General features: G+C 60.1%; 25 protein-coding genes. 17 read left to right on the forward strand and 8 right to left on the reverse strand.

Annotated elements, in window-relative coordinates; genetic code table 11:
• Nucleotides 1-16: 16 nt before the first annotated feature.
• Nucleotides 17-1,189, reverse strand: coding sequence for a MalY/PatB family protein (locus tag ACR0AY_RS14965; RefSeq protein WP_170513414.1), 1,173 nt, complete (start codon nucleotides 1,187-1,189; stop codon nucleotides 17-19).
• A gap of 94 nt (nucleotides 1,190-1,283) precedes the next feature.
• Between ACR0AY_RS14965 and def (ACR0AY_RS14970) the strand changes: the two genes are divergently transcribed.
• The 6 genes from def (ACR0AY_RS14970) to speB all read left to right on the forward strand — a co-directional run bounded on the left by def (ACR0AY_RS14970) (nucleotide 1,284) and on the right by speB (nucleotide 4,596).
• On the forward strand, nucleotides 1,284-1,802 hold the full coding sequence (def, locus tag ACR0AY_RS14970) for a peptide deformylase (RefSeq protein ID WP_170392632.1): 519 nt from the start codon (nucleotides 1,284-1,286) through the stop codon (nucleotides 1,800-1,802).
• Nucleotides 1,799-2,293 (forward strand): peptide deformylase, encoded by a 495-nt coding sequence (gene def / locus ACR0AY_RS14975; protein ID WP_170513416.1) that lies wholly within the window; start codon nucleotides 1,799-1,801, stop codon nucleotides 2,291-2,293. The genes def (ACR0AY_RS14970) and def (ACR0AY_RS14975) overlap by 4 nt, the downstream gene beginning before the upstream one ends.
• Nucleotides 2,294-2,316: 23 nt before the next feature.
• Nucleotides 2,317-3,231 carry a methionyl-tRNA formyltransferase gene (gene fmt / locus ACR0AY_RS14980; protein ID WP_170513420.1) on the forward strand — a complete coding sequence of 305 codons (915 nt, stop codon included), beginning with the start codon at nucleotides 2,317-2,319 and terminating at the stop codon, nucleotides 3,229-3,231.
• A gap of 6 nt (nucleotides 3,232-3,237) precedes the next feature.
• Complete coding sequence (locus ACR0AY_RS14985) at nucleotides 3,238-3,474, forward strand: hypothetical protein (RefSeq protein WP_170392629.1); 237 nt, start codon at nucleotides 3,238-3,240, stop codon at nucleotides 3,472-3,474.
• Nucleotide 3,475: 1 nt separating this feature from the next.
• Nucleotides 3,476-3,712 carry a GlsB/YeaQ/YmgE family stress response membrane protein gene (locus tag ACR0AY_RS14990; protein WP_170392628.1) on the forward strand — a complete coding sequence of 79 codons (237 nt, stop codon included), beginning with the start codon at nucleotides 3,476-3,478 and terminating at the stop codon, nucleotides 3,710-3,712.
• 62 nt (nucleotides 3,713-3,774) lie between these two features.
• A complete protein-coding gene (gene speB / locus ACR0AY_RS14995; RefSeq protein ID WP_170513426.1) occupies nucleotides 3,775-4,596 on the forward strand; it encodes an agmatinase in 822 nt (273 codons plus the stop codon).
• Here speB and ACR0AY_RS15000 read toward each other — a convergent pair.
• From ACR0AY_RS15000 to ACR0AY_RS15030, 7 genes are all read right to left on the reverse strand, one after another.
• Nucleotides 4,593-5,192: a COG3904 family protein gene (locus ACR0AY_RS15000; RefSeq protein ID WP_170392626.1), complete on the reverse strand. Its 600-nt coding sequence runs from the start codon at nucleotides 5,190-5,192 to the stop codon at nucleotides 4,593-4,595. The two genes, speB and ACR0AY_RS15000, sit on opposite strands and share 4 nt — an antisense overlap.
• Before the next feature lie 24 nt (nucleotides 5,193-5,216).
• On the reverse strand, nucleotides 5,217-5,840 hold the full coding sequence (locus ACR0AY_RS15005) for a trimeric intracellular cation channel family protein (RefSeq protein ID WP_170392625.1): 624 nt from the start codon (nucleotides 5,838-5,840) through the stop codon (nucleotides 5,217-5,219).
• Nucleotides 5,837-6,304, reverse strand: coding sequence for a ribonuclease HI (gene rnhA, locus ACR0AY_RS15010; RefSeq protein WP_170513429.1), 468 nt, complete (start codon nucleotides 6,302-6,304; stop codon nucleotides 5,837-5,839). The genes ACR0AY_RS15005 and rnhA overlap by 4 nt, the downstream gene beginning before the upstream one ends.
• Nucleotides 6,297-6,884 (reverse strand): class I SAM-dependent methyltransferase, encoded by a 588-nt coding sequence (locus ACR0AY_RS15015; protein ID WP_480454354.1) that lies wholly within the window; start codon nucleotides 6,882-6,884, stop codon nucleotides 6,297-6,299. The genes rnhA and ACR0AY_RS15015 overlap by 8 nt, the downstream gene beginning before the upstream one ends.
• Complete coding sequence (locus ACR0AY_RS15020; protein WP_170392622.1) at nucleotides 6,881-7,333, reverse strand: DUF3429 domain-containing protein; 453 nt, start codon at nucleotides 7,331-7,333, stop codon at nucleotides 6,881-6,883. The genes ACR0AY_RS15015 and ACR0AY_RS15020 overlap by 4 nt, the downstream gene beginning before the upstream one ends.
• A complete protein-coding gene (ispH, locus tag ACR0AY_RS15025; protein ID WP_170392621.1) occupies nucleotides 7,330-8,280 on the reverse strand; it encodes a 4-hydroxy-3-methylbut-2-enyl diphosphate reductase in 951 nt (316 codons plus the stop codon). Before ispH ends, ACR0AY_RS15020 begins: the two co-directional genes overlap by 4 nt.
• 202 nt (nucleotides 8,281-8,482) lie before the next feature.
• The gene (locus ACR0AY_RS15030) at nucleotides 8,483-9,058 is read right to left on the reverse strand and encodes a LabA-like NYN domain-containing protein (protein WP_039541714.1); all 576 of its coding nucleotides are present in this window, start codon (nucleotides 9,056-9,058) and stop codon (nucleotides 8,483-8,485) included.
• Nucleotides 9,059-9,184: 126 nt separating this feature from the next.
• Between ACR0AY_RS15030 and folK the strand changes: the two genes are divergently transcribed.
• The 11 genes from folK to rnc all read left to right on the forward strand — a co-directional run bounded on the left by folK (nucleotide 9,185) and on the right by rnc (nucleotide 17,788).
• Nucleotides 9,185-9,766 (forward strand): 2-amino-4-hydroxy-6-hydroxymethyldihydropteridine diphosphokinase, encoded by a 582-nt coding sequence (folK, locus tag ACR0AY_RS15035; protein ID WP_480454356.1) that lies wholly within the window; start codon nucleotides 9,185-9,187, stop codon nucleotides 9,764-9,766.
• Between the two features lie 94 nt (nucleotides 9,767-9,860).
• Nucleotides 9,861-10,214, forward strand: coding sequence for a DNA-directed RNA polymerase subunit omega (rpoZ, locus tag ACR0AY_RS15040; protein ID WP_010437681.1), 354 nt, complete (start codon nucleotides 9,861-9,863; stop codon nucleotides 10,212-10,214).
• A 25-nt stretch (nucleotides 10,215-10,239) separates the two neighbouring features.
• Entirely contained in the window at nucleotides 10,240-12,372 is a 2,133-nt protein-coding gene (locus tag ACR0AY_RS15045; RefSeq protein WP_170513441.1) for a RelA/SpoT family protein, read from the forward strand.
• A gap of 16 nt (nucleotides 12,373-12,388) precedes the next feature.
• Complete coding sequence (locus tag ACR0AY_RS15050) at nucleotides 12,389-13,087, forward strand: DUF2062 domain-containing protein (RefSeq protein ID WP_170392618.1); 699 nt, start codon at nucleotides 12,389-12,391, stop codon at nucleotides 13,085-13,087.
• Nucleotides 13,080-13,826, forward strand: coding sequence for a pyridoxine 5'-phosphate synthase (locus ACR0AY_RS15055; protein ID WP_170392617.1), 747 nt, complete (start codon nucleotides 13,080-13,082; stop codon nucleotides 13,824-13,826). The genes ACR0AY_RS15050 and ACR0AY_RS15055 overlap by 8 nt, the downstream gene beginning before the upstream one ends.
• A complete protein-coding gene (locus ACR0AY_RS15060) occupies nucleotides 13,823-14,446 on the forward strand; it encodes a LysE family translocator (RefSeq protein WP_170425202.1) in 624 nt (207 codons plus the stop codon). Before ACR0AY_RS15055 ends, ACR0AY_RS15060 begins: the two co-directional genes overlap by 4 nt.
• Before the next feature lie 16 nt (nucleotides 14,447-14,462).
• Nucleotides 14,463-14,789, forward strand: coding sequence for a Dabb family protein (locus tag ACR0AY_RS15065; RefSeq protein ID WP_170513443.1), 327 nt, complete (start codon nucleotides 14,463-14,465; stop codon nucleotides 14,787-14,789).
• 27 nt (nucleotides 14,790-14,816) lie between these two features.
• Nucleotides 14,817-15,794 carry an NADPH:quinone reductase gene (locus ACR0AY_RS15070; protein ID WP_170513446.1) on the forward strand — a complete coding sequence of 326 codons (978 nt, stop codon included), beginning with the start codon at nucleotides 14,817-14,819 and terminating at the stop codon, nucleotides 15,792-15,794.
• A 1-nt stretch (nucleotide 15,795) separates the two neighbouring features.
• Nucleotides 15,796-16,215 carry a holo-ACP synthase gene (gene acpS / locus ACR0AY_RS15075; RefSeq protein ID WP_170392613.1) on the forward strand — a complete coding sequence of 140 codons (420 nt, stop codon included), beginning with the start codon at nucleotides 15,796-15,798 and terminating at the stop codon, nucleotides 16,213-16,215.
• 59 nt (nucleotides 16,216-16,274) lie between these two features.
• On the forward strand, nucleotides 16,275-17,114 hold the full coding sequence (gene lepB, locus ACR0AY_RS15080) for a signal peptidase I (protein ID WP_170513449.1): 840 nt from the start codon (nucleotides 16,275-16,277) through the stop codon (nucleotides 17,112-17,114).
• Complete coding sequence (gene rnc / locus ACR0AY_RS15085) at nucleotides 17,111-17,788, forward strand: ribonuclease III (RefSeq protein WP_170402298.1); 678 nt, start codon at nucleotides 17,111-17,113, stop codon at nucleotides 17,786-17,788. The genes lepB and rnc overlap by 4 nt, the downstream gene beginning before the upstream one ends.
• The last annotated feature ends 66 nt before the right edge of the window (nucleotides 17,789-17,854 follow it).

Here is a 17,854-nt window from a genome sequence, read left to right on the forward strand (position 1 = left end):
TAATTGTGAACGGGGTTCATTGTAAATCGCCAAAGGCTGTCTTCAATCGCGCACAGGCTTCTTCAACCCGCTCGCGTTGGGTGGCCAGATTGAAGCGCTCGAAGGTTTCTCCACCGGTGCCAAAACCGGGGCCTGAGGATGTCGCGATCCGCGCATCTTCGCGTAGGCGGCGGACAAACTCATCGTGGCTCATACCCGTGCCCGAAAAATCGACCCATGCCAGATAGGTCGCCTGCAGAGGCATCGACCACAGGCCCGGTATCTCGGCGATGGCAGCATCAAACAGCTTCCGGTTCGCGTCCAGGTGGGCAATTTGTTCATCGACCCATTTTGCACCTTCCGGCGAATAGGCGGCAGTGATCATCGCCACACCCAACGCACTGGGGTCATAGTCCAGCGTGGTGATCCGGTGCCGCATCTCGGCCCGCAGCTTGGCATCGGGAATGATCATGTTGCCGGTACGCTGCCCGGCGATGTTGAATGTTTTCGACGCCGCGGTCAGTGTCACCGTCCACGGGCGCGCATCGGGGGCGGCCGTATCCATCGGTACGAAGGTATTGCCCGGATAAACCAGATCATGGTGAATCTCGTCCGACACAAGGATCAGCCCGTTGCGCTCCGCAAACGCCGCCACAGCGCGCAGTTCTTCCGGCGTCCAGACCCGACCTGACGGGTTCTGCGGCGAGCACCACAGCAGCAGCTTTTCTGATCCGTCCAACCGCGACTGCGCATCGTCCAGATCAAGCCCATAGCTGTCGCCATCGCGTACCAGCGGGCATTCCACCACGCGGCGGCCGGATTTGTTCACCTTATGGGCAAACTCATGGTAGACGGGCGTGAAGATCACGACGCCATCTCCCGGTTCACTCCAAACATCCAGACACAGGGCAATCGCATTGCCCAACCCTTGCGAGGTCAGAATCCAATCGGTGTCGATCTCCCAGTTGTGGCGTGTCTTCATCCACCACTGGATTGCATTCAGATAATCCGGGTGCATCCATGAATATCCAAACGCGCCATGATCGGCAGCTTCCCGCACCGCCTCGATCACGCAAGGGGCCGTGGCATAGTCGGAATCAGCCGTCCACATGGCCAGCCCATCCTCGGGGGCGACACCGTAAAGCTGCTCCATCTTGTCCCATTTTGATGAGTTGGTGCCCCGGCGGTCGATCAGGTCGTTGAAAGTCATGTCATCTCCATCTGTCGAGGCGAAAGCTAACCACAAATCCATAAGGTGCAAGGGGGCCGTTGCGGAGGCGGGCGCGATGGCCTAAATCAGCCCCATGAAACGCAATATCCTGATCCATCCCGATCCCCGCCTGAAAAAGGTCTGCGCGCCGGTAGCCGACATCACCGACGACCTGCGCAAACTGGCCGATGACATGCTGGAGACGATGTATGACGCGCCCGGCATTGGCCTTGCTGCGCCGCAGATCGGTGTGCTCGACCGGCTGATCGTGGTGGACTGTGTCAAAGAAGAAGGTGAGGCCCCACGCCCACTGGTGATGTTCAACCCCGAGGTCATCGCCTCCTCGGACGAGACCAACGTCTACGAAGAAGGCTGCCTGTCGATCCCTGAGCAATATGCCGAAGTCACGCGCCCGAAGACGGTTGATGTCACCTGGCTGGACCGTGACGGTAATCTGCAGCAGGAAACCTTTGATGATCTCTGGGCGACTTGTGTGCAGCATGAGATCGACCATCTGAACGGTAAGCTCTTCATCGACTATCTCAAACCGCTCAAGCGTCAGATGATCACGCGCAAAATGCAGAAGCTCAAGCGCGAAAAGGCCCGCACATGACGGTGCGGACCTGCCTGCCGTGGCCCGACAAGCGCCTGCGCACCAAGGCCGAGGACGTCCCCGAGATCACCGACGACATCCGCACCATCTGGGATGACATGATCGATACGATGGAGGCGATGCCGGGCGTTGGCCTCGCTGCGCCGCAGATCGGAGTGATGCTGCGGCTGGCTGTCGTGGATGGCTCGACCCAGCGGGGCAAAGCTGTGCGACTGGCCAACCCCGAGATTCTGCACAGCTCGGTTGAGCTGCGTGAACATGACGAGGCCAGCCCGAACTTGCCCGGCGTGTCCGCCAAGGTGAAGCGACCACGCGCAGTGACCGTGAAATTTCTCAACGAACAGGGCCAGATCGACCGCCGTGATTTTGTCGGCATCGAGGCCACCAGCGTGCAGCATCAGATCGACCACCTGAACGGGCGGATGTATTTCGACCGGCTCAGCAAGGTCAAACGCGACATGCTGCTGCGCAAAGCACAGAAGATGGGGTGAAACCCCATCCTACGGAGGGACGGATGCGTATCATCTTCATGGGAACGCCAGATTTCTCGGTGCCGGTGCTGGATGCGCTGGTCCGTGCCGGGCACGAAATCGCCGCCGTCTATTGCCAACCGCCACGCCCCGCCGGTCGCGGTAAAAAAGACCGTCCAACCCCGGTGCACGCGCGTGCCTTGGCGCTGGGCTTGGACGTTCGCCACCCCACCTCGCTGAAATCGCCCGAAGAACAGGCCAGCTTTGCCGCGCTGAACGCCGATATCGCGGTCGTCGTCGCTTATGGCCTGATCCTGCCACAACCTATTCTGGACGCGCCAACCCATGGCTGCCTGAACATTCACGCCAGCCTGTTGCCGCGCTGGCGTGGGGCCGCGCCAATACACCGCGCGATCATGGCAGGCGATGTGCAAACCGGTGTTTGTATCATGCAGATGGAGGCCGGGCTGGATACAGGCCCCGTTCTGCTGCGCGAGGCCACCGAGATCGGGATTGAGGAAACCACGGCGCAACTCCATGACCGCCTGTCGGGCATGGGTGCGGCGCTGATCGTTGAGGCGCTGAACACGCTGCCGAGCCTGACCCCCGAACCGCAGCCCGAGGTCGGCGTAACCTACGCCGCCAAGATCGACAAATCCGAGGCACGCATCGACTGGTCGGCCCCCGCGTCCGAAGTCGACAGAAAAATCCGCGGTCTCTCCCCGTTTCCCGGCGCATGGACCGAGGTCGAGGGTAATCGGATCAAACTGCTCGCCTCGCGGCTGGCCGAAGGACGGGGCACTCCGGGCGAGGTGCTGGACGACCACCTGCGCGTGGCTTGCGGCGAAGGCGCAGTTGAGTTGCTGCGCTTGCAACGGGCAGGCAAGGGCGCGCAGGATAGGGAAACTTTTCTGCGGGGATGGCCCATGCCGGCCGGGACCCGCCTGTCATCGGAGTAGGCGTACATGATCATGATCATGATGGGCACGGTCGTGATTGCCGGGATCGTAGGCTATCTGTCTGAACAGACTGGCTTTACCCATAACGGCTATCTGCAGTCGATCATCATCTGCGTGGGTGGTGCTTTCCTGTTCTATTTCGTGCGCATCATGTTCGGCATCAGCTTTGGCCCGCCGGGGTTGGACGCGGTGCTGTCCTCGATCGGTGCGCTGATCATCGTGCCCACGCATTGGAGGAAATGATATGCCGATCATCGCCCTGATCATCGTCGGAGCCGCTGCAGGTTTCCTCGCCACCCGCCTAATGCGGATCGAGGCCGATATTCCAACCACCATGCTGATCGGCATTGTCGGCGCTTTGGTAGGCGGTTTGGTCCTACGCACGCTCATCACCGTGATGGGATGGCTCTCAGGGTTTATCGGCGCCGTTCTGGGCGCGCTTTTGGTGATATGGATTTGGCAGACATATATCCGCCGCTGATCGCTTGACCCGACCGTGATCTGCGACCAATGTCCCGTCAATTCTTTGTTGAAAGGCCTCTCATGTCGCATGATCTGACCGCCGGAGACGTCGCGCTGATGGGCGTGCCGTTGGACCTGCATTCCTCATTCCTGCAAGGCCCCGCCTTTGCCCCGGGTCGCATCCGCGAGGCGTTGCATTCCGGCGCGGCCAACCTGACCGCCGAGGATGGCACTGATCTGGGCGCAACCGACCGCTTCAAAGACACCGGCGATCTGGATGTGTTCGAGATGATGGGGCAGGAACCCATCGACCGGATCGAGGCAGGGGCCGCCGCCCGGATCGAAGCCGGTGCACGATTATTGTCGTTGGGGGGCGATCACTCGGTCGCCTATCCGCTGATCAAGGCGCATGCGGACCGGTATGAGGGGCTGAATGTCCTGCATATTGATAGCCATCCCGACCTTTATGACAGCCAGCAGATTGGCCCGCTGGGTCATGGCTGTCCATTTGCCCGCGTGATGGAGACCGGCAAGATCAAACGTCTTGTTCAGGTCGGGATCCGCACCATGAACAAGCACCAACAGGAACAGGCCGACAAGTTCGGGGTCGAGGTGATCGACATGCGCAACTGGCGCCCCGATCTGGAGATCAGCTTTGACGGCCCGGTCTATCTGTCACTGGACCTCGATGCGCTGGATCCGGCCTTTGCCCCCGGCGTTTCACATCACGAACCCGGCGGTCTCAGCACGCGTGAGGTGATCGACCTGATCCATCGGTTCAAAGGCCAGTTGATCGGCGCGGATATTGTCGAGTTGAACCCGCACCGCGACCCCTATGGCATGACCGCCATGGTGGCGGCGAAATTCGTCAAGGAAATCGGCGCGCAGCTGCTCAGTCGCTAACGTTCGTCGCAGATTGCGGCAGTGCCAAGGCGAGGGGCGGACCGTGTAGTCATGTCGAACCGGTTCGCCTCGGACGCCGTCATCCAGTGCATCTCTTCCTCGGATGCTGCATCCAGCGTGAACCAGTAGAAGTCGGGATCGACGCCGATATCTTCGAAATAGTTCAAATACCGGTCATGCTCGGGGTGATCTTCGGGTAGCTCCGCAGCGACATAGCCGCCGCCGCCCCAGCTGTGTACGCCCACGCAGGCGCCGGGTTCCAGCACGCGTCGGTTACCGGCTAGAAACAAATCGGTGCCGCCCGAGGCCACCAGCCCGTTTGACGGAACCACCGTGTCGAACCCTTCCTCACGCACTACGCGACTGAAGACCACATTCGAGTCATCATCGACCGAACCTTCGATATTTTGCAGCACCAGCGTCTTGATCTCGGGGTTCTCGTCCATCACTTCTTCAAACGCGCTGAGCGTTGTGTGGTCGATCGTTCCGGACGCGACGATCTGATTGCCCACTGCCGTGAAGCTCACCGGGGCGTATTGCTCTGCACATGCCGTTAGCAGCAGTGCCGTGGCCAGAAACGAAAGTCTGTAGGTCATCGCGATCTCTTGTCCGTTTCTACCCTATTGCCGAGGCGGTCGGGCCTTGTAAACCGGCAACTGCCAACCGAACAGCAGAGATCCGGCGCGCAACGCCCAGCAAATCAATGCACATAAGCCCAATGCCAGCAGGCCTTCCAGCCCGAGGCGGGTGGCAAACACAGCGGTCAAGGCGCCGATAAAGGCGCAGGATACATAAAGCTCACCCTGTTTCAGTACCAGCGGCACCTCGTTGCACACCACGTCACGCATCAAGCCGCCCAAACAGCCCGTGGTCACCCCCATCAGCACTACGATGATACCGGATTGATCCAGTGACAACGCTGCTCCCGTGCCAGCAGCGACCGCGATGGACAGGGCGAAACTGTCCAACCAGACCAGCCAATTATACCGGCTTTCGACCAGATGAGCGGTAAAAAATACCAGCACCGCAGCGCCGCAAGCGATCAGGATATAAGCGGGCTGACCGACCCAGAAGATCGGATGTCGGTCCAGCAGCAAGTCGCGTACGGTACCACCGCCCACTGCCGTCAGACAGGCGATGAAGGCAAACCCGACCAGATCAAGCTGCGCTCGGCTGGCCACCAGCGCACCGGTCAGCGCAAAGACCAAAACCGAGGCGTAATCCAGCAGGGCAAGCCCGCTCACGCCTGCGCCTTCTTAGGTTTGAACGGGGCCATGCCGGCGCGTGCCAACTCATCCGCGCGCTCATTTTCGGGATGGCCCGCATGGCCCTTGACCCATTCCCAGGTCACCTCGTGGCGTTGCGCGGCTTCATCCAGTCGCTGCCACAGATCGACATTCTTGACTGGCTTCTTGTTCGACGTCTTCCAGCCGTTCCGCTTCCACCCGAAAATCCATCCCGTCACGCCGTTCTTCACATAAGCGCTGTCGGTGACGATGGTCAGTTTCGAGGGCCGCTCCAGCGTCTCCAAAGCACTGATTGCAGCCAGCAGTTCCATCCGGTTGTTGGTTGTCTCGGCTTCGCCTCCGCTCAGCTCGCGTTCTTTCAGGATGGTCTCGCCATCCATCGCGCGCAGCAGTACGCCCCAGCCGCCGGGGCCGGGATTTCCGGAACAGGCACCATCGGTATATGCAAAGAGATCAGGCATGAGCGAATACCAGAATGAACCCGTCGTAAGACCCGGCCAAACCCTTCCCCATTCCCTGCACGGTACGATCAATGGTGAAACCTGCTGAGGTCAGGGCGTCCTTGATCTGGGCCTCTGAATAATAAGTATAGTAACGGTCCAAATCATCACGATGCTCGCCCGTGCCCAGCTTCATTCCCAGGAACAGCTGCCCGCCCGGCTTCAGTGCGGTGTGGATCGCGTTCAGATGACGCGGGAAATCGGCGCGCGGGGCGTGCAGCAGGCAGAAACTGGCATAGACGCCGTCATACTCTGCTACCTCTGTGACGTCATCGAAGGTGCCAAGGTGGGCGTCAACACCGTTGCTCCGCGCATGTTCAACAAAGGCAGGGGTTGCATCCAGCGCCCGTACCTTCAGCCCTTGCCGCATCAGAAACGCGCTGTCTGATCCGGGACCCGAGCCCAGATCCAGCACATATCCACCCTCGCGGACCGCATCTAAAAAAGCCTGACGCGCCTCTAGCTGCTCGGCGGGCAGGGGGATCCTTAGGTAATCCGCAACGCGATCCGTGTAGGCCTTGATGGTCCGTTCATCACTCACAGGTAAACTCCCACAGCAAGACAGGTCAGCACGACAGCGGTTAGCAGGACGCGCAGCCGCATCCACCAGACCGGGGTCAACCGCCAATATGAGAACATGGCGTCCAGCAAAAGCAAGCCCGCAAACCCATACATCAGGTTGGTGCCCGCATTCACCGGACCGCCGCCGGTCGTGAAAAATGCCCAAAGTGCAGGCAACACCGACAAGGTGTAACAGGCCGCAGCTTTGCTGCCTGAGGTTTTGGTGGCGAAGCCCCACAGCACGCCCGACATGAAACTCAGGATCACCGAGCCATAGAATAGCTGAATATACGGCCCCACGAAGCGCGACCCCAGCGTCTGCCGACCCCAATCGTTCAAATCACCGTTCAGATAAGTCAGCGCGCCCCAGACAAACGGGATCAGCCCAGCCAAACCAAGGAATAACGGCGCGCGGGGGATGCCGCTCATGCTGGTTCCCGCAATACGCGGGGAACTTTGAACTCGACATTCTCGACAGCGGTTTCGACCAGCTCGACGGTGACATCGTAGTGGTCGCGGAATGCATCGATCACCTCGTTCACCAGCACTTCGGGCGCGGATGCCCCGGCGCTAACCGCAATGCTGGAAATTCCTTCCAGCGCACGCCAGTCGATCTCGGTCGCGCGCTGCACCAGCTGCGCATAACTGCATCCGGCGCGCGAGGCGACCTCGACCAGACGACGTGAATTCGATGAGTTCGGCGCACCCACCACCAGCAAGGCATCGGCTTTCGGAGCGACGGCTTTCACCGCTTCCTGCCGGTTGGTGGTGGCATAACAAATGTCTTCCTTGTGCGGCCCGACGATGGCGGGGAAGCGGGCCTCAAGCGCGGCAATAATGTCCTTGGTGTCATCCACCGATAGGGTTGTCTGGGTGACAAAGGCCAGCTTTTCGGGGTTACGCACAGCGACCTGCGCCACATCTTCTACCGTTTCAACCAGCAGTACCTCGCCATCGGGCAGCTGTCCCATGGTGCCGATTGTTTCGGGATGGCCCTTGTGACCAATCATGATCATCTGCAGCCCGGCATCCGCGTGGCGCTGCGCTTCGACATGCACCTTGGATACAAGCGGGCAGGTGGCGTCGACATATATCATCTCGCGCTGGGCTGCTGTGGCGGGCACCGATTTTGGCACACCGTGGGCCGAGAAGATCACGGGGCGATCATCAGGGCATTCGTCCAGCTCCTCGACAAACACGGCACCCTTCGCGCGCAGACCGTCGACGACGAATTTGTTGTGAACGATCTCATGGCGCACATAGACAGGCGCCCCCCATTTTTGAAGGGCCATTTCCACAATCTTGATGGCACGGTCCACACCAGCGCAGAATCCGCGCGGGGCGGCCAGATATAATGTCAGCGGCGGCTTTGTCATTCGGCGATCTCCTGGACCGAACACCTAGGTCTTTTCATTGCCATGGTCCAGACAGCACTGCGTCATTTCACTGACATGAATCGCTGTTAGCACAAGGGTGTTTTCAGCACCTATACCTTTAAAGTCGCGCGGCCAGGGCTTCTGGCCCTGGCCGCGCATATTCTTGCCAACCCCCATTGGTGAGTGGTGGGGTTTGGTGGGGTCAGTGCCCGCCTGCAGCTGCGACGCTGCGGGGTTCAGTCGGCATCTCTCGCGGAGGGCGGCCGATCACGTCGCGCAGGTCTTCCAGCTCAATGAAGTTATCGGCCTGGCGGCGCAGTTCGTCCGAAATCATCGGCGGCTGGCTACGGATGGTCGAAACAACGGAAACACGTACGCCCTGCCGTTGCAGGCTTGCGATCAGCGGGCGGAAATCCCCATCGCCCGAAAACAGTACGATATGATCAACGCGTGGTGCCAGTTCCATGGCATCGACGGTAAGCTCGATATCCATGTTTCCCTTGACCTTCCGACGCCCCATGCTGTCGGTGTATTCCTTGGCCGGTTTGGTGACCATGGTGAAGCCATTATAGTGCAGCCAGTCCACCAGAGGCCGGATCGGGGAATACTCGTCATTTTCCAGTAGCGCTGTGTAGTAGAAAGCTCTAAGCAGTTTGCCTCTGCGCATAAATTCCTGACGCAGCAACTTGTAGTCGATGTCAAACCCCAGTGCTTTGGCGGCTGCATAAAGATTCGAGCCGTCGATGAACAGCGCTAGCCGTTCGTCCTTGTAAAACATAAAATGGTCCTTCCGGTATAAGCCACCGCACCGTGAGCTCCGTGAGTGATAAAGTAATAGGTCAGTGCAATGGTGTCCTTAAAATAGGTGTTTTAGGCTTTATCGCAAGTATTCTCTGGTCCGAATATGGGGTCTGAAGTGGACAAAACCTTGTCAAAAGCGGTCATTGCCCTAGGGGCAAATCTCAGTCTGAGAGGTTGTGGGCCCAAGGTGACACTTGAGCGGTCGCTGATCGCGATGGCCGAGGCGGGCTTGGTGATTCGCAAGACAAGCCGGTTTTTTGCCACCCCATGCTTTCCGGCAGGGGCAGGGCCGGACTATGTCAACGCAGCGGTTTTGATCGAATCGGACCTCACGCCACAGGGTGTTCTGGACCTGCTGCACCGCATCGAACATGATTTTGAGCGCGCCCGTGAACAGCGTTGGGGCATGCGCACTCTGGACCTCGATCTGGTCTGTTGGGATGAACTTGTGCTGCCGGATGACGCCGAATTTCAGCGCTGGCTGACCCTTCCCCCCGAAGATCAGACCAAATCTGCGCCGGAACACCTTATCCTGCCCCATCCGCGCTTGCAGGACCGCGCTTTTGTGCTTGTTCCCATGATGGATGTCGCCCCCGATTGGCGCCATCCCGTTCTGGACCGGACAGTGACGCAGATGGTTGCAGCCTTGCCGCCCGATGAGGTGGCAGAGGTCAAGCCTCTGTGATCCTCGCATTTGCGGCATTTCTTGCTTGTCAAGGCGGGGATTCGCGCTTAGATAAACCCCTTCCTGCCACGGATTCATTTACGGAGAGCGCCCCATGGCCCGCGTTACGGTCGAAGATTGTGTAGACAAGGTCCCGAACCGGTTCGAACTGGTGATGCTTGCAGCCCACCGGGCGCGCGAGATTTCTGCTGGTGGCCCGATCACCGTTGACCGCGATAACGACAAGAACCCTGTCGTCTCGCTACGCGAAATCGCCGACGAAACCCAAAGCGCTGATGAGCTGCGCGAACGTCTGATCGAAGCCAACCAGACCCAGATCGAGGTTGATGAGCCCGAAGAAGATCAGATGGCCCTGCTGATGGGTGCGGAATCTGACAAGCCTGCGGATGACGACATGTCGGAAGAAAAGCTCCTGCGCGCTCTGATGGAGGCCCAGGGCCAGGGGTAACCCAAGCGACAAAGGTGCGGACCGGATGATTTCAGAAGAAGACCTGATTGCGCTGGTCCGCAATTACAATCCCAAGACAAATGCCGACCGCATCGAAAGGGCCTATGAATTTGGCCAACAGATGCATGAAGGCCAGTTCCGCCATTCCGGCGAGCCCTATTTCTCTCATCCCGTTGCCGTTGCCGCCATCCTGACCGAACAGCGTCTGGATGATGCGACCATTATAACGGCCCTGTTGCACGACACGATCGAAGACACCAAAGCCAGTTATGGCAAGGTTACCGAACTGTTCGGGGATGAGGTCGCCAAGCTGGTCGATGGCGTCACCAAGCTGACCAACCTGCAGCTGTCCAGCCGAGAGACCAAACAGGCCGAGAATTTCCGCAAGCTGTTCATGGCCATGTCCAAGGATCTTCGGGTTATTCTGGTCAAGCTCGCCGACCGTCTGCACAACATGCGCACGATCAAGGCGATGCGCCCTGAAAAGCAGGTGCAAAAAGCGCGTGAGACAATGGATATTTACGCGCCGCTTGCGGGCCGGATGGGGATGCAATGGATGCGCGAGGAACTCGAAGACCTTGCCTTCCGCGTACTGAACCCCGAAGGCCGCCAGTCGATCATCCGCCGCTTTATCACTCTGCAACGCGAAACCGGCGACGTGATCCATCGCATCACCGGCGACATGCGGCACGAATTGGAAAAGGCGGGCATTGAAGCCGAAGTCTTTGGTCGCGCCAAGAAACCCTATTCGATCTGGCGCAAGATGCAGGAAAAGGATCAGGGTTTCTCACGTCTGTCCGACATCTACGGGTTCCGCATCATCACCCAGACCGAAGAAGACTGCTATCGCACACTCGGTGCCATCCACCAGCGCTGGCGCGCCGTGCCAGGGCGATTCAAGGACTATATCAGCCAGCCGAAATCGAACGGTTATCGCTCGATCCACACAACGGTTTCGGGGCGCGACGGCAAACGGGTCGAGGTCCAGATCCGCACTCGTCAGATGCACGATGTGGCCGAAACCGGCGTTGCAGCGCACTGGTCCTATCGCGACGGTGTGCGGTCCGAAAACCCCTTTGCGGTTGACCCGGCAAAGTGGATCGCAAACCTGACCGAGCAATTCGACAGTGAGGATGATCATGAGGATTTCCTCGAAGCTGTGAAGCTCGAGATGTATTCGGACCAGGTATTCTGCTTCACCCCCAAGGGCGATGTGGTGAAACTGCCGCGTGGGGCGACGCCGATTGATTTTGCTTACGCAATCCACACCCGCATTGGTCATGCCTGCGTGGGGGCCAAGGTTGATGGCATTCGTGTGCCGCTCTGGACCCGGCTCAAGAACGGTCAATCGGTGGACATCATCACCGCCGATGGCCAGAGCCCGCAGGTCACTTGGCTTGAGATCGCGGTTACCGGCAAAGCCCGCACCTCGATCCGCCGCGCGTTGCGCGAGGTCGACCGGGAACGCTTCATCAGGCTGGGTAAGGAACTGGCCCGCGCCGGGTTCGAAAACCTGGGCCGCAAAGCCACCGACAAGGCGCTGGAAACCGCTGCCAAACACCTGCGTTTAAAAGATCGGGACGAGTTGCTGGCCCGTCTGGGCAGTGCCGAGTTGACCGCCCATGAGGTGGTCGAAGCGGTATATCCCGAACTCACCAAGGATGATGGCGACGCGATCTCGCCCCGTCGCGCTGTGATCGGGCTTGAACCGGGCCAGAAATTCGATCGTGCCCCCTGTTGCCAGCCACTGCCGGGCGAGCGCATCGTCGGAATTACATATCGCGGCAAGGGTGTTGTCGTGCACGCCATCGACTGCGATCGCCTGACCGAGTTTGAAAATGAACCCGAGCGCTGGGTTGATCTGCACTGGCATTCGGGCACCCACCCCGCCGTCTATGGCGCGACGCTGGATTTGACCATCGGCAATGATGCCGGGGTGCTGGGGCGTATTTGCACATTGATCGGCGAGAAAAAGGCCAATATCTCGAACCTCGAATTTGTCGACCGCAAACCGGATTTTTATCGGCTGATGATCAATGTCGAACTTCGCGATCTTGAACAGCTGCATTCGCTGATGCTGATGCTCGAGGCTGAAAGCGACGTTGCTGCGGTCGAACGGTACCGGGAAAGTGCGAAACCCGCCGTTGCGGCTGGCTGAGAAGGGGTGATCACGAGTGGTTTTCAAGCGCCGAGATCGCCGCTCGCCTGTCCAAGTCGCGTCAGAGTTCGTCTATCCGCGCGGCGGATGGACCCGTGCCTTTCACTATGTCAAACATCGGGTTCGGCGCCTGCCTGACAGCCCGGAACGCATCGCGCGTGGCATCGGGGCAGGGGTGTTTGCCTCGTTCACGCCTTTCTATGGCTTGCATTTCCTGGTCGCCGCCGTGCTGGCGCGGCTGCTGAACGGCAACATTCTTGCCGCGCTCAGCGGCACGTTCTTTGGCAATCCCCTGACCTATGTGCCGATCGCGGTCATAAGCCTGCAAACCGGGCATTTCCTGCTGGGGACCAAGTTCCGCAAAGACGATACCGATGGGTTGATGGGGAAATTTGCGGATGCGATGGGCGATCTCAAGGACAATTGCATCGCTATGTTCACCCATCGCGAGGCGGACTGGCACGGGCTTAGCCGGTTCTATGACGATGTGTTCTTTCCTTATATGATCGGCGGGGTCATTCCAGGCATCGTGGCCGGAGTGATCTGCGCCTATCTTAGCCTGCCGCTTATCCGTACTTATCAGCAACGCCGCCGCGCCAGAATCAAAGCGAAGTTTGAACAAATTAAACGCCTTGCTCAGGCAGAGGCTGACGTTCCCCCGACAAAACCACTAGGCTCGACCTCAGGGACAATGAAGGATTCGAAAGATGTCTGACAACCGTTTGCGTCTGGGCGTGAATATCGACCACGTAGCCACCGTGCGGAATGCGCGCGGCGGGGCCTATCCGGACCCACTACGCGCCGCCCGGATCGCGGAAGAGGCCGGGGCCGACGGCATCACAGCACATCTGCGCGAAGATCGCCGCCACATCTCGGACGCCGATATCGACGGGTTGATGGAGATCCTGTCGGTGCCGCTCAACTTCGAGATGGCCGCAACGGACGAGATGCAGAAAATCGCTCTGCGCCACAAGCCGCACGCCGTCTGCATCGTTCCCGAAAAGCGCGAGGAACGCACAACCGAAGGGGGGTTAGAAGTCGCGCGCGAGGAAAATAAGCTGGCCCATTTCATTGCGCCCTTGCGCGATGTGGGCTGCCGCGTGTCCATCTTCATCGCCGCCGACCAGCGCCAGATCGACGCCGCCCACCGCATCGGGGCCGAGGTGATCGAACTGCACACCGGTGCCTATTGCGATTTCCACGCCGAAGGCAAACTGGACGACGCCGCGCGCGAACTGGAAGCCCTGCGCGAGATGTCCGCCTATGCCCATTCGCTGGGTCTTGAAGTTCATGCGGGTCACGGGCTGACTTACGACACCGTACAACCGGTGGCAGCCTTCCCTGAAGTGCGAGAGCTGAACATCGGCCACTTCCTGATCGGCGAGGCCATCTTTCGCGGCCTCACCCCGGCGGTTCACGAAATGCGCCGCCTGATGGACGAGGCGCGGGCATGATCACACCCGGTTTTGTGGCGATCTGGTTTGCATGGCTCATGGCCGGGGGCTCTCCGGGCCCTGCCACCATGGGCATCGCCGGAACCGCCATGAACGAAGGCCGCACCGCCGGTCTGGCCTTTGCGCTGGGCATCTGCGCCGGGTCCGCCGCGTGGGGCATCGCCGCCGCACTGGGGCTGTCGGCGATTATGCTGGCCAATGTCTGGGTGTTCGAGGTGATCCGCTATATCGGCGTCGCTTATCTGGGCTGGCTGGCGCTCAAGGCGCTGCGCCGCGCGCTGACTTCGGATGAGGTCGCGCTGGGCAATCCAGTCACCGGCTCATTGGGTACGATATTTGCCAAAGGTGCGGCGATCCACCTGACCAACCCCAAGGCGATCCTCAGCTGGGGCTCGATCTACGCCATTGTTGCGCCAAATGACGCCAGCCTTGCTATGCTGCTGGGTTATTTCGCCATGCTCTATGCGGGTTCACTGCTGATCTTCATCGGCTACGCCTTCCTGTTTTCGTCTGCGCGCATGGTCAACGCCTATCGCCGCGCCCGCCGCTGGTTTGATTTTGCCTTCGCGGGTTTCTTTGGCGTGGCCAGCTACAAGATTCTCACGGTGCGCCTGTCATGACCTCTGAGGTGCAATGATGATCCGCCATTGCGTGATGCTGCGACTCAAGCCCGATCACGACACCGCAGAGCTTGCCGCTGTGATGGATGGGCTGGGCGCGGTCGCAGACCGTTTGTCGGGCTGCGGTGGCTTCATCCACGGCCCCAACCGCGATTTTGAGGCAAAATCCCCAAGCTATCCCTACGGCTTCACACTGGATTTCGCGGCTCAGGCCGACCTACAGCGCTATGCCAGTGACGAAACCCACCAGCAACTTGGCGCACGGCTTGTCGCGCTGTGCATGGATGGGGCCGAGGGCGTCTTGGTGTTCGATCTGGAAACGCCCGACGCGGCTGACCAATAGCTGACCAATAGGAGACGAGGGACTGTCATGAAAGCAATCACCTATCGCGGATTTGGTGCGGCGGCGGATGTCCTTGAGTTGGTCGATCTGCCCACGCCCAACCCCGGCCCAGGCGACGTTCTTGTCCGGGTCCATGCCAGCGGCATCAACCCCTCAGATGTCAAGCTGCGCGGCGGCGCGCGCCCTGGCGCTGTGATGCAATACCCTATGGTTGTTCCCCACTCGGACGGGGCCGGAGTGATTGAGGCCGTAGGCGAAGGGGTCGATCCCGCGCGCGTCGGCGAACGTGTCTGGATCTGGAACGGCCAATGGCAACGCGCTTTTGGCACTGGGGCCGAATACACTGCGCTACCCTCCGAACAGGCCGTATTCCTTCCAGATACGACCGGCTTCGCCGAGGGCGCGTGTTTTGGTATCCCAGCCTTGACTGCATGGTACGCGCTCTATTGTGACGGACCGATCACTGACCAGACTGTGCTTGTGACCGGCGGTGCAGGCACGGTCGGACGCTACGCCTGCCAGATGGCCGCGCTGGGTGGTGCGCGCGTTATCACAACGGTAAGTTCAGATGAAAAAGCCGCCCATTCCGGCGCGTCCGAATGGATCAACTACCGCACGCAAGACGTGGCCGAGGCGGCGATGGACATGACCAACGGCGTAGGCATAGACCGCATTGTCGAGGTTGATTTCGCAGCCAACCAACCCGCTTCCCTTTCTATGATCCGCCCCGGTGGCACCATCGCCAGCTATGCCTCGGCTTCGCAAATGAAGCCCGAACTGGATTTCTATGGCTTCATGTTCAAGAACATCCGCCTGCATATGCTGATCGTCTACCAACTCGACGCCGCGGCCCGCCGTCGCGGCGAGGCGCAGTTGGGCCAGTGGCTGGAACAAGGCGCACTGTCCCACGCCGTCGTCCCTGGCGGAGGGCTGATGGATGCGGCAAATGCACACGCAATGGTCGAGGCGGGGCAAAAGCTCGGGACCGTTGTGTTGGAGGTCTGACATGATCCTCGGCATCGGCACCGACCTCGCAAATATTGATCGCATTCAGGGCACGCTCGACCGGTTCGGCGACCGCTTCCGTAACCGTGTCTTCACTGAAACCGAACAGCGCAAGGCTGAGCGTCGCGCCGATACTGCGGGCACCTACGCCAAACGCTGGGCCGCGAAAGAGGCTTGTTCAAAAGCCCTGGGCACCGGTCTGCGCATGGGCATCGCGTGGAAGGACATGGCGGTGACCAACTTGCGCACGGGCCAGCCCGTCATGCACGTCACCGGCTGGGCCGCCGAGCGTCTGAAGGAAATGACCCCAGAAGGACACGAGGCGATCATCCATGTCACCCTGACCGATGATCACCCCTGGGCGCAGGCCTTTGTGGTGATCGAGGCCCGCCCGCTTCAAGAAGCGCCCGCGCAGCCTTGACTTGCCCCCAACTGACCCGCATGTAGCACCCCAACCACGCAGAGACTGGAGAGAGCAGTATGGCCGAGGAAGCCAAATCCGGAAACGCCATTTGGGAGACGATCAAAACCATCGTCTATGCCCTGCTGATCGCGGGCATTTTCCGCACCCTGTTCTTTCAGCCGTTCTGGATTCCTTCCGGGTCGATGAAGCAGACCCTGCTGATCGGGGATTTCCTCTTCGTCAACAAGATGGCCTATGGCTATTCCTATGCCTCGTGCCCCAGCCTCATTATCCCCAGCGTTGGCCTCAACATCGATGCCGAAGACATCTGCGGCTGGATGCAGAGCGATGACAACTCGCGCCTGATCGGCGGCGACCCTGAACGCGGCGATGTCATCGTCTTCCGCCATCCGGTCACAGGCCGTGACTATATCAAACGCCTGATCGGCCTGCCGGGTGATCGTATCCAGATCCGCGAAGGCCAGATCATCCTGAACGACACTCCTGTGCCGCAGCAACCTGACGGTGTGTTCACGGAAGTTGCTGAACCGCAGGGCCCACAAGGCCTGCGTCCGCGCTGTTCCAACGGTCCCGTCGGGATCGGCGGTGTTTGCGAAAAGAACCGCCTGATCGAGACCCTGCCAAATGGCGTGTCCTACGACGTGCTGAACATCGGCAATCAGGGCTCCGACAATACCGGGGTCTATACCGTACCCGAGGGCCACTATTTCTTCATGGGCGACAACCGCGACAACTCGGCCGACAGCCGTCTGCCGCAATCCGCCGGAGGCGTTGGCTTTGTGCCGTACGAAAACCTGATCGGTCGCGCCGACCGGATCATGTTCTCCTCCGCAGGTCGCTCGATGCTGTTCTTCTGGACATGGCGCGGTGACCGCTTCTTCAAGGCGGTCAATTGAAGCTATCGGCTGAGATAAGGGCGTTCCAGCAGCGCTTGGGGTATGAGTTTTCCGACCCTGAACTGCTGGTGCGCGCGCTGACCCACGGCTCGGTGTCTTCTGCCACGCGCCCCGACAATCAGCGTCTTGAATTTTTGGGCGACCGCGTCCTGGGTCTCGTCATGGCCACTGCTTTGCTTGAGGCCGACAAGAAAGCTTCCGAAGGCCAACTGGCCCCCCGTTTCAACGCGCTGGTGCGCAAGGAAGCCTGCGCCGATGTGGCCCGCCAGATTGATCTGGGTGCGGTGCTGAAACTGGGCCGGTCCGAGATGCTGTCCGGAGGTCGTCGCAAGCAGGCCTTGCTGGGCGACGCGATGGAGGCGGTCATCGCGGCCATCTACCGCGACGCAGGGTTCGAGGCTGCCCGAGACGTGATCCTCGCCCTCTGGGGCGATCGCATCCACAAGGTCGAGGCCGACGCCCGCGATGCAAAAACCGCCCTGCAGGAATGGGCACAGGCCCGCGGCCAGAAACCACCCAGCTATGTCGAGGTCAAACGCACCGGCCCTGACCATGCCCCGATCTTCACGATCGCCGCTCGTCTGCAGAATGGTACCGAAGCTCAGGCCACCGCAGGCTCCAAGCGACAGGCCGAACAGGCAGCGGCAAAGGCGTTGTTGGAACAGTTGTCTTGATCCTCTGCGCAGCCAGATCATGAAAATCAGACCCGCCCAATAAACCGACGCCGCCAGCCTCGCGGC

The sequence above is a fragment of the Ruegeria sp. A5 genome (assembly GCF_056543005.1).

What these genes read in the sequence shown, in the direction of transcription:
- ACR0AY_RS15070 (WP_170513446.1), top strand. Translation starts at nt 14,817, where the DNA reads ATGAAAGCAATCACCTATCGCGGATTTGGTGCGGCGGCGGATGTCCTT.
- lepB (WP_170513449.1), top strand. Translation starts at nt 16,275, where the DNA reads ATGGCCGAGGAAGCCAAATCCGGAAACGCCATTTGGGAGACGATCAAA.
- speB (WP_170513426.1), top strand. Translation starts at nt 3,775, where the DNA reads ATGTCGCATGATCTGACCGCCGGAGACGTCGCGCTGATGGGCGTGCCG.
- rpoZ (WP_010437681.1), top strand. Translation starts at nt 9,861, where the DNA reads ATGGCCCGCGTTACGGTCGAAGATTGTGTAGACAAGGTCCCGAACCGG.
- ispH (WP_170392621.1), bottom strand. Translation starts at nt 8,280, where the DNA reads ATGACAAAGCCGCCGCTGACATTATATCTGGCCGCCCCGCGCGGATTC.
- ACR0AY_RS15055 (WP_170392617.1), top strand. Translation starts at nt 13,080, where the DNA reads ATGTCTGACAACCGTTTGCGTCTGGGCGTGAATATCGACCACGTAGCC.
- ACR0AY_RS15000 (WP_170392626.1), bottom strand. Translation starts at nt 5,192, where the DNA reads ATGACCTACAGACTTTCGTTTCTGGCCACGGCACTGCTGCTAACGGCA.
- ACR0AY_RS15065 (WP_170513443.1), top strand. Translation starts at nt 14,463, where the DNA reads ATGATCCGCCATTGCGTGATGCTGCGACTCAAGCCCGATCACGACACC.
- rnhA (WP_170513429.1), bottom strand. Translation starts at nt 6,304, where the DNA reads ATGCCTGATCTCTTTGCATATACCGATGGTGCCTGTTCCGGAAATCCC.
- ACR0AY_RS15045 (WP_170513441.1), top strand. Translation starts at nt 10,240, where the DNA reads ATGATTTCAGAAGAAGACCTGATTGCGCTGGTCCGCAATTACAATCCC.
- def (WP_170513416.1), top strand. Translation starts at nt 1,799, where the DNA reads ATGACGGTGCGGACCTGCCTGCCGTGGCCCGACAAGCGCCTGCGCACC.
- ACR0AY_RS14985 (WP_170392629.1), top strand. Translation starts at nt 3,238, where the DNA reads ATGATCATGATCATGATGGGCACGGTCGTGATTGCCGGGATCGTAGGC.
- ACR0AY_RS15060 (WP_170425202.1), top strand. Translation starts at nt 13,823, where the DNA reads ATGATCACACCCGGTTTTGTGGCGATCTGGTTTGCATGGCTCATGGCC.
- def (WP_170392632.1), top strand. Translation starts at nt 1,284, where the DNA reads ATGAAACGCAATATCCTGATCCATCCCGATCCCCGCCTGAAAAAGGTC.
- acpS (WP_170392613.1), top strand. Translation starts at nt 15,796, where the DNA reads ATGATCCTCGGCATCGGCACCGACCTCGCAAATATTGATCGCATTCAG.
- ACR0AY_RS15030 (WP_039541714.1), bottom strand. Translation starts at nt 9,058, where the DNA reads ATGTTTTACAAGGACGAACGGCTAGCGCTGTTCATCGACGGCTCGAAT.
- ACR0AY_RS15020 (WP_170392622.1), bottom strand. Translation starts at nt 7,333, where the DNA reads ATGAGCGGCATCCCCCGCGCGCCGTTATTCCTTGGTTTGGCTGGGCTG.
- folK (WP_480454356.1), top strand. Translation starts at nt 9,185, where the DNA reads ATGGGGTCTGAAGTGGACAAAACCTTGTCAAAAGCGGTCATTGCCCTA.
- fmt (WP_170513420.1), top strand. Translation starts at nt 2,317, where the DNA reads ATGCGTATCATCTTCATGGGAACGCCAGATTTCTCGGTGCCGGTGCTG.
- ACR0AY_RS14990 (WP_170392628.1), top strand. Translation starts at nt 3,476, where the DNA reads ATGCCGATCATCGCCCTGATCATCGTCGGAGCCGCTGCAGGTTTCCTC.
- ACR0AY_RS14965 (WP_170513414.1), bottom strand. Translation starts at nt 1,189, where the DNA reads ATGACTTTCAACGACCTGATCGACCGCCGGGGCACCAACTCATCAAAA.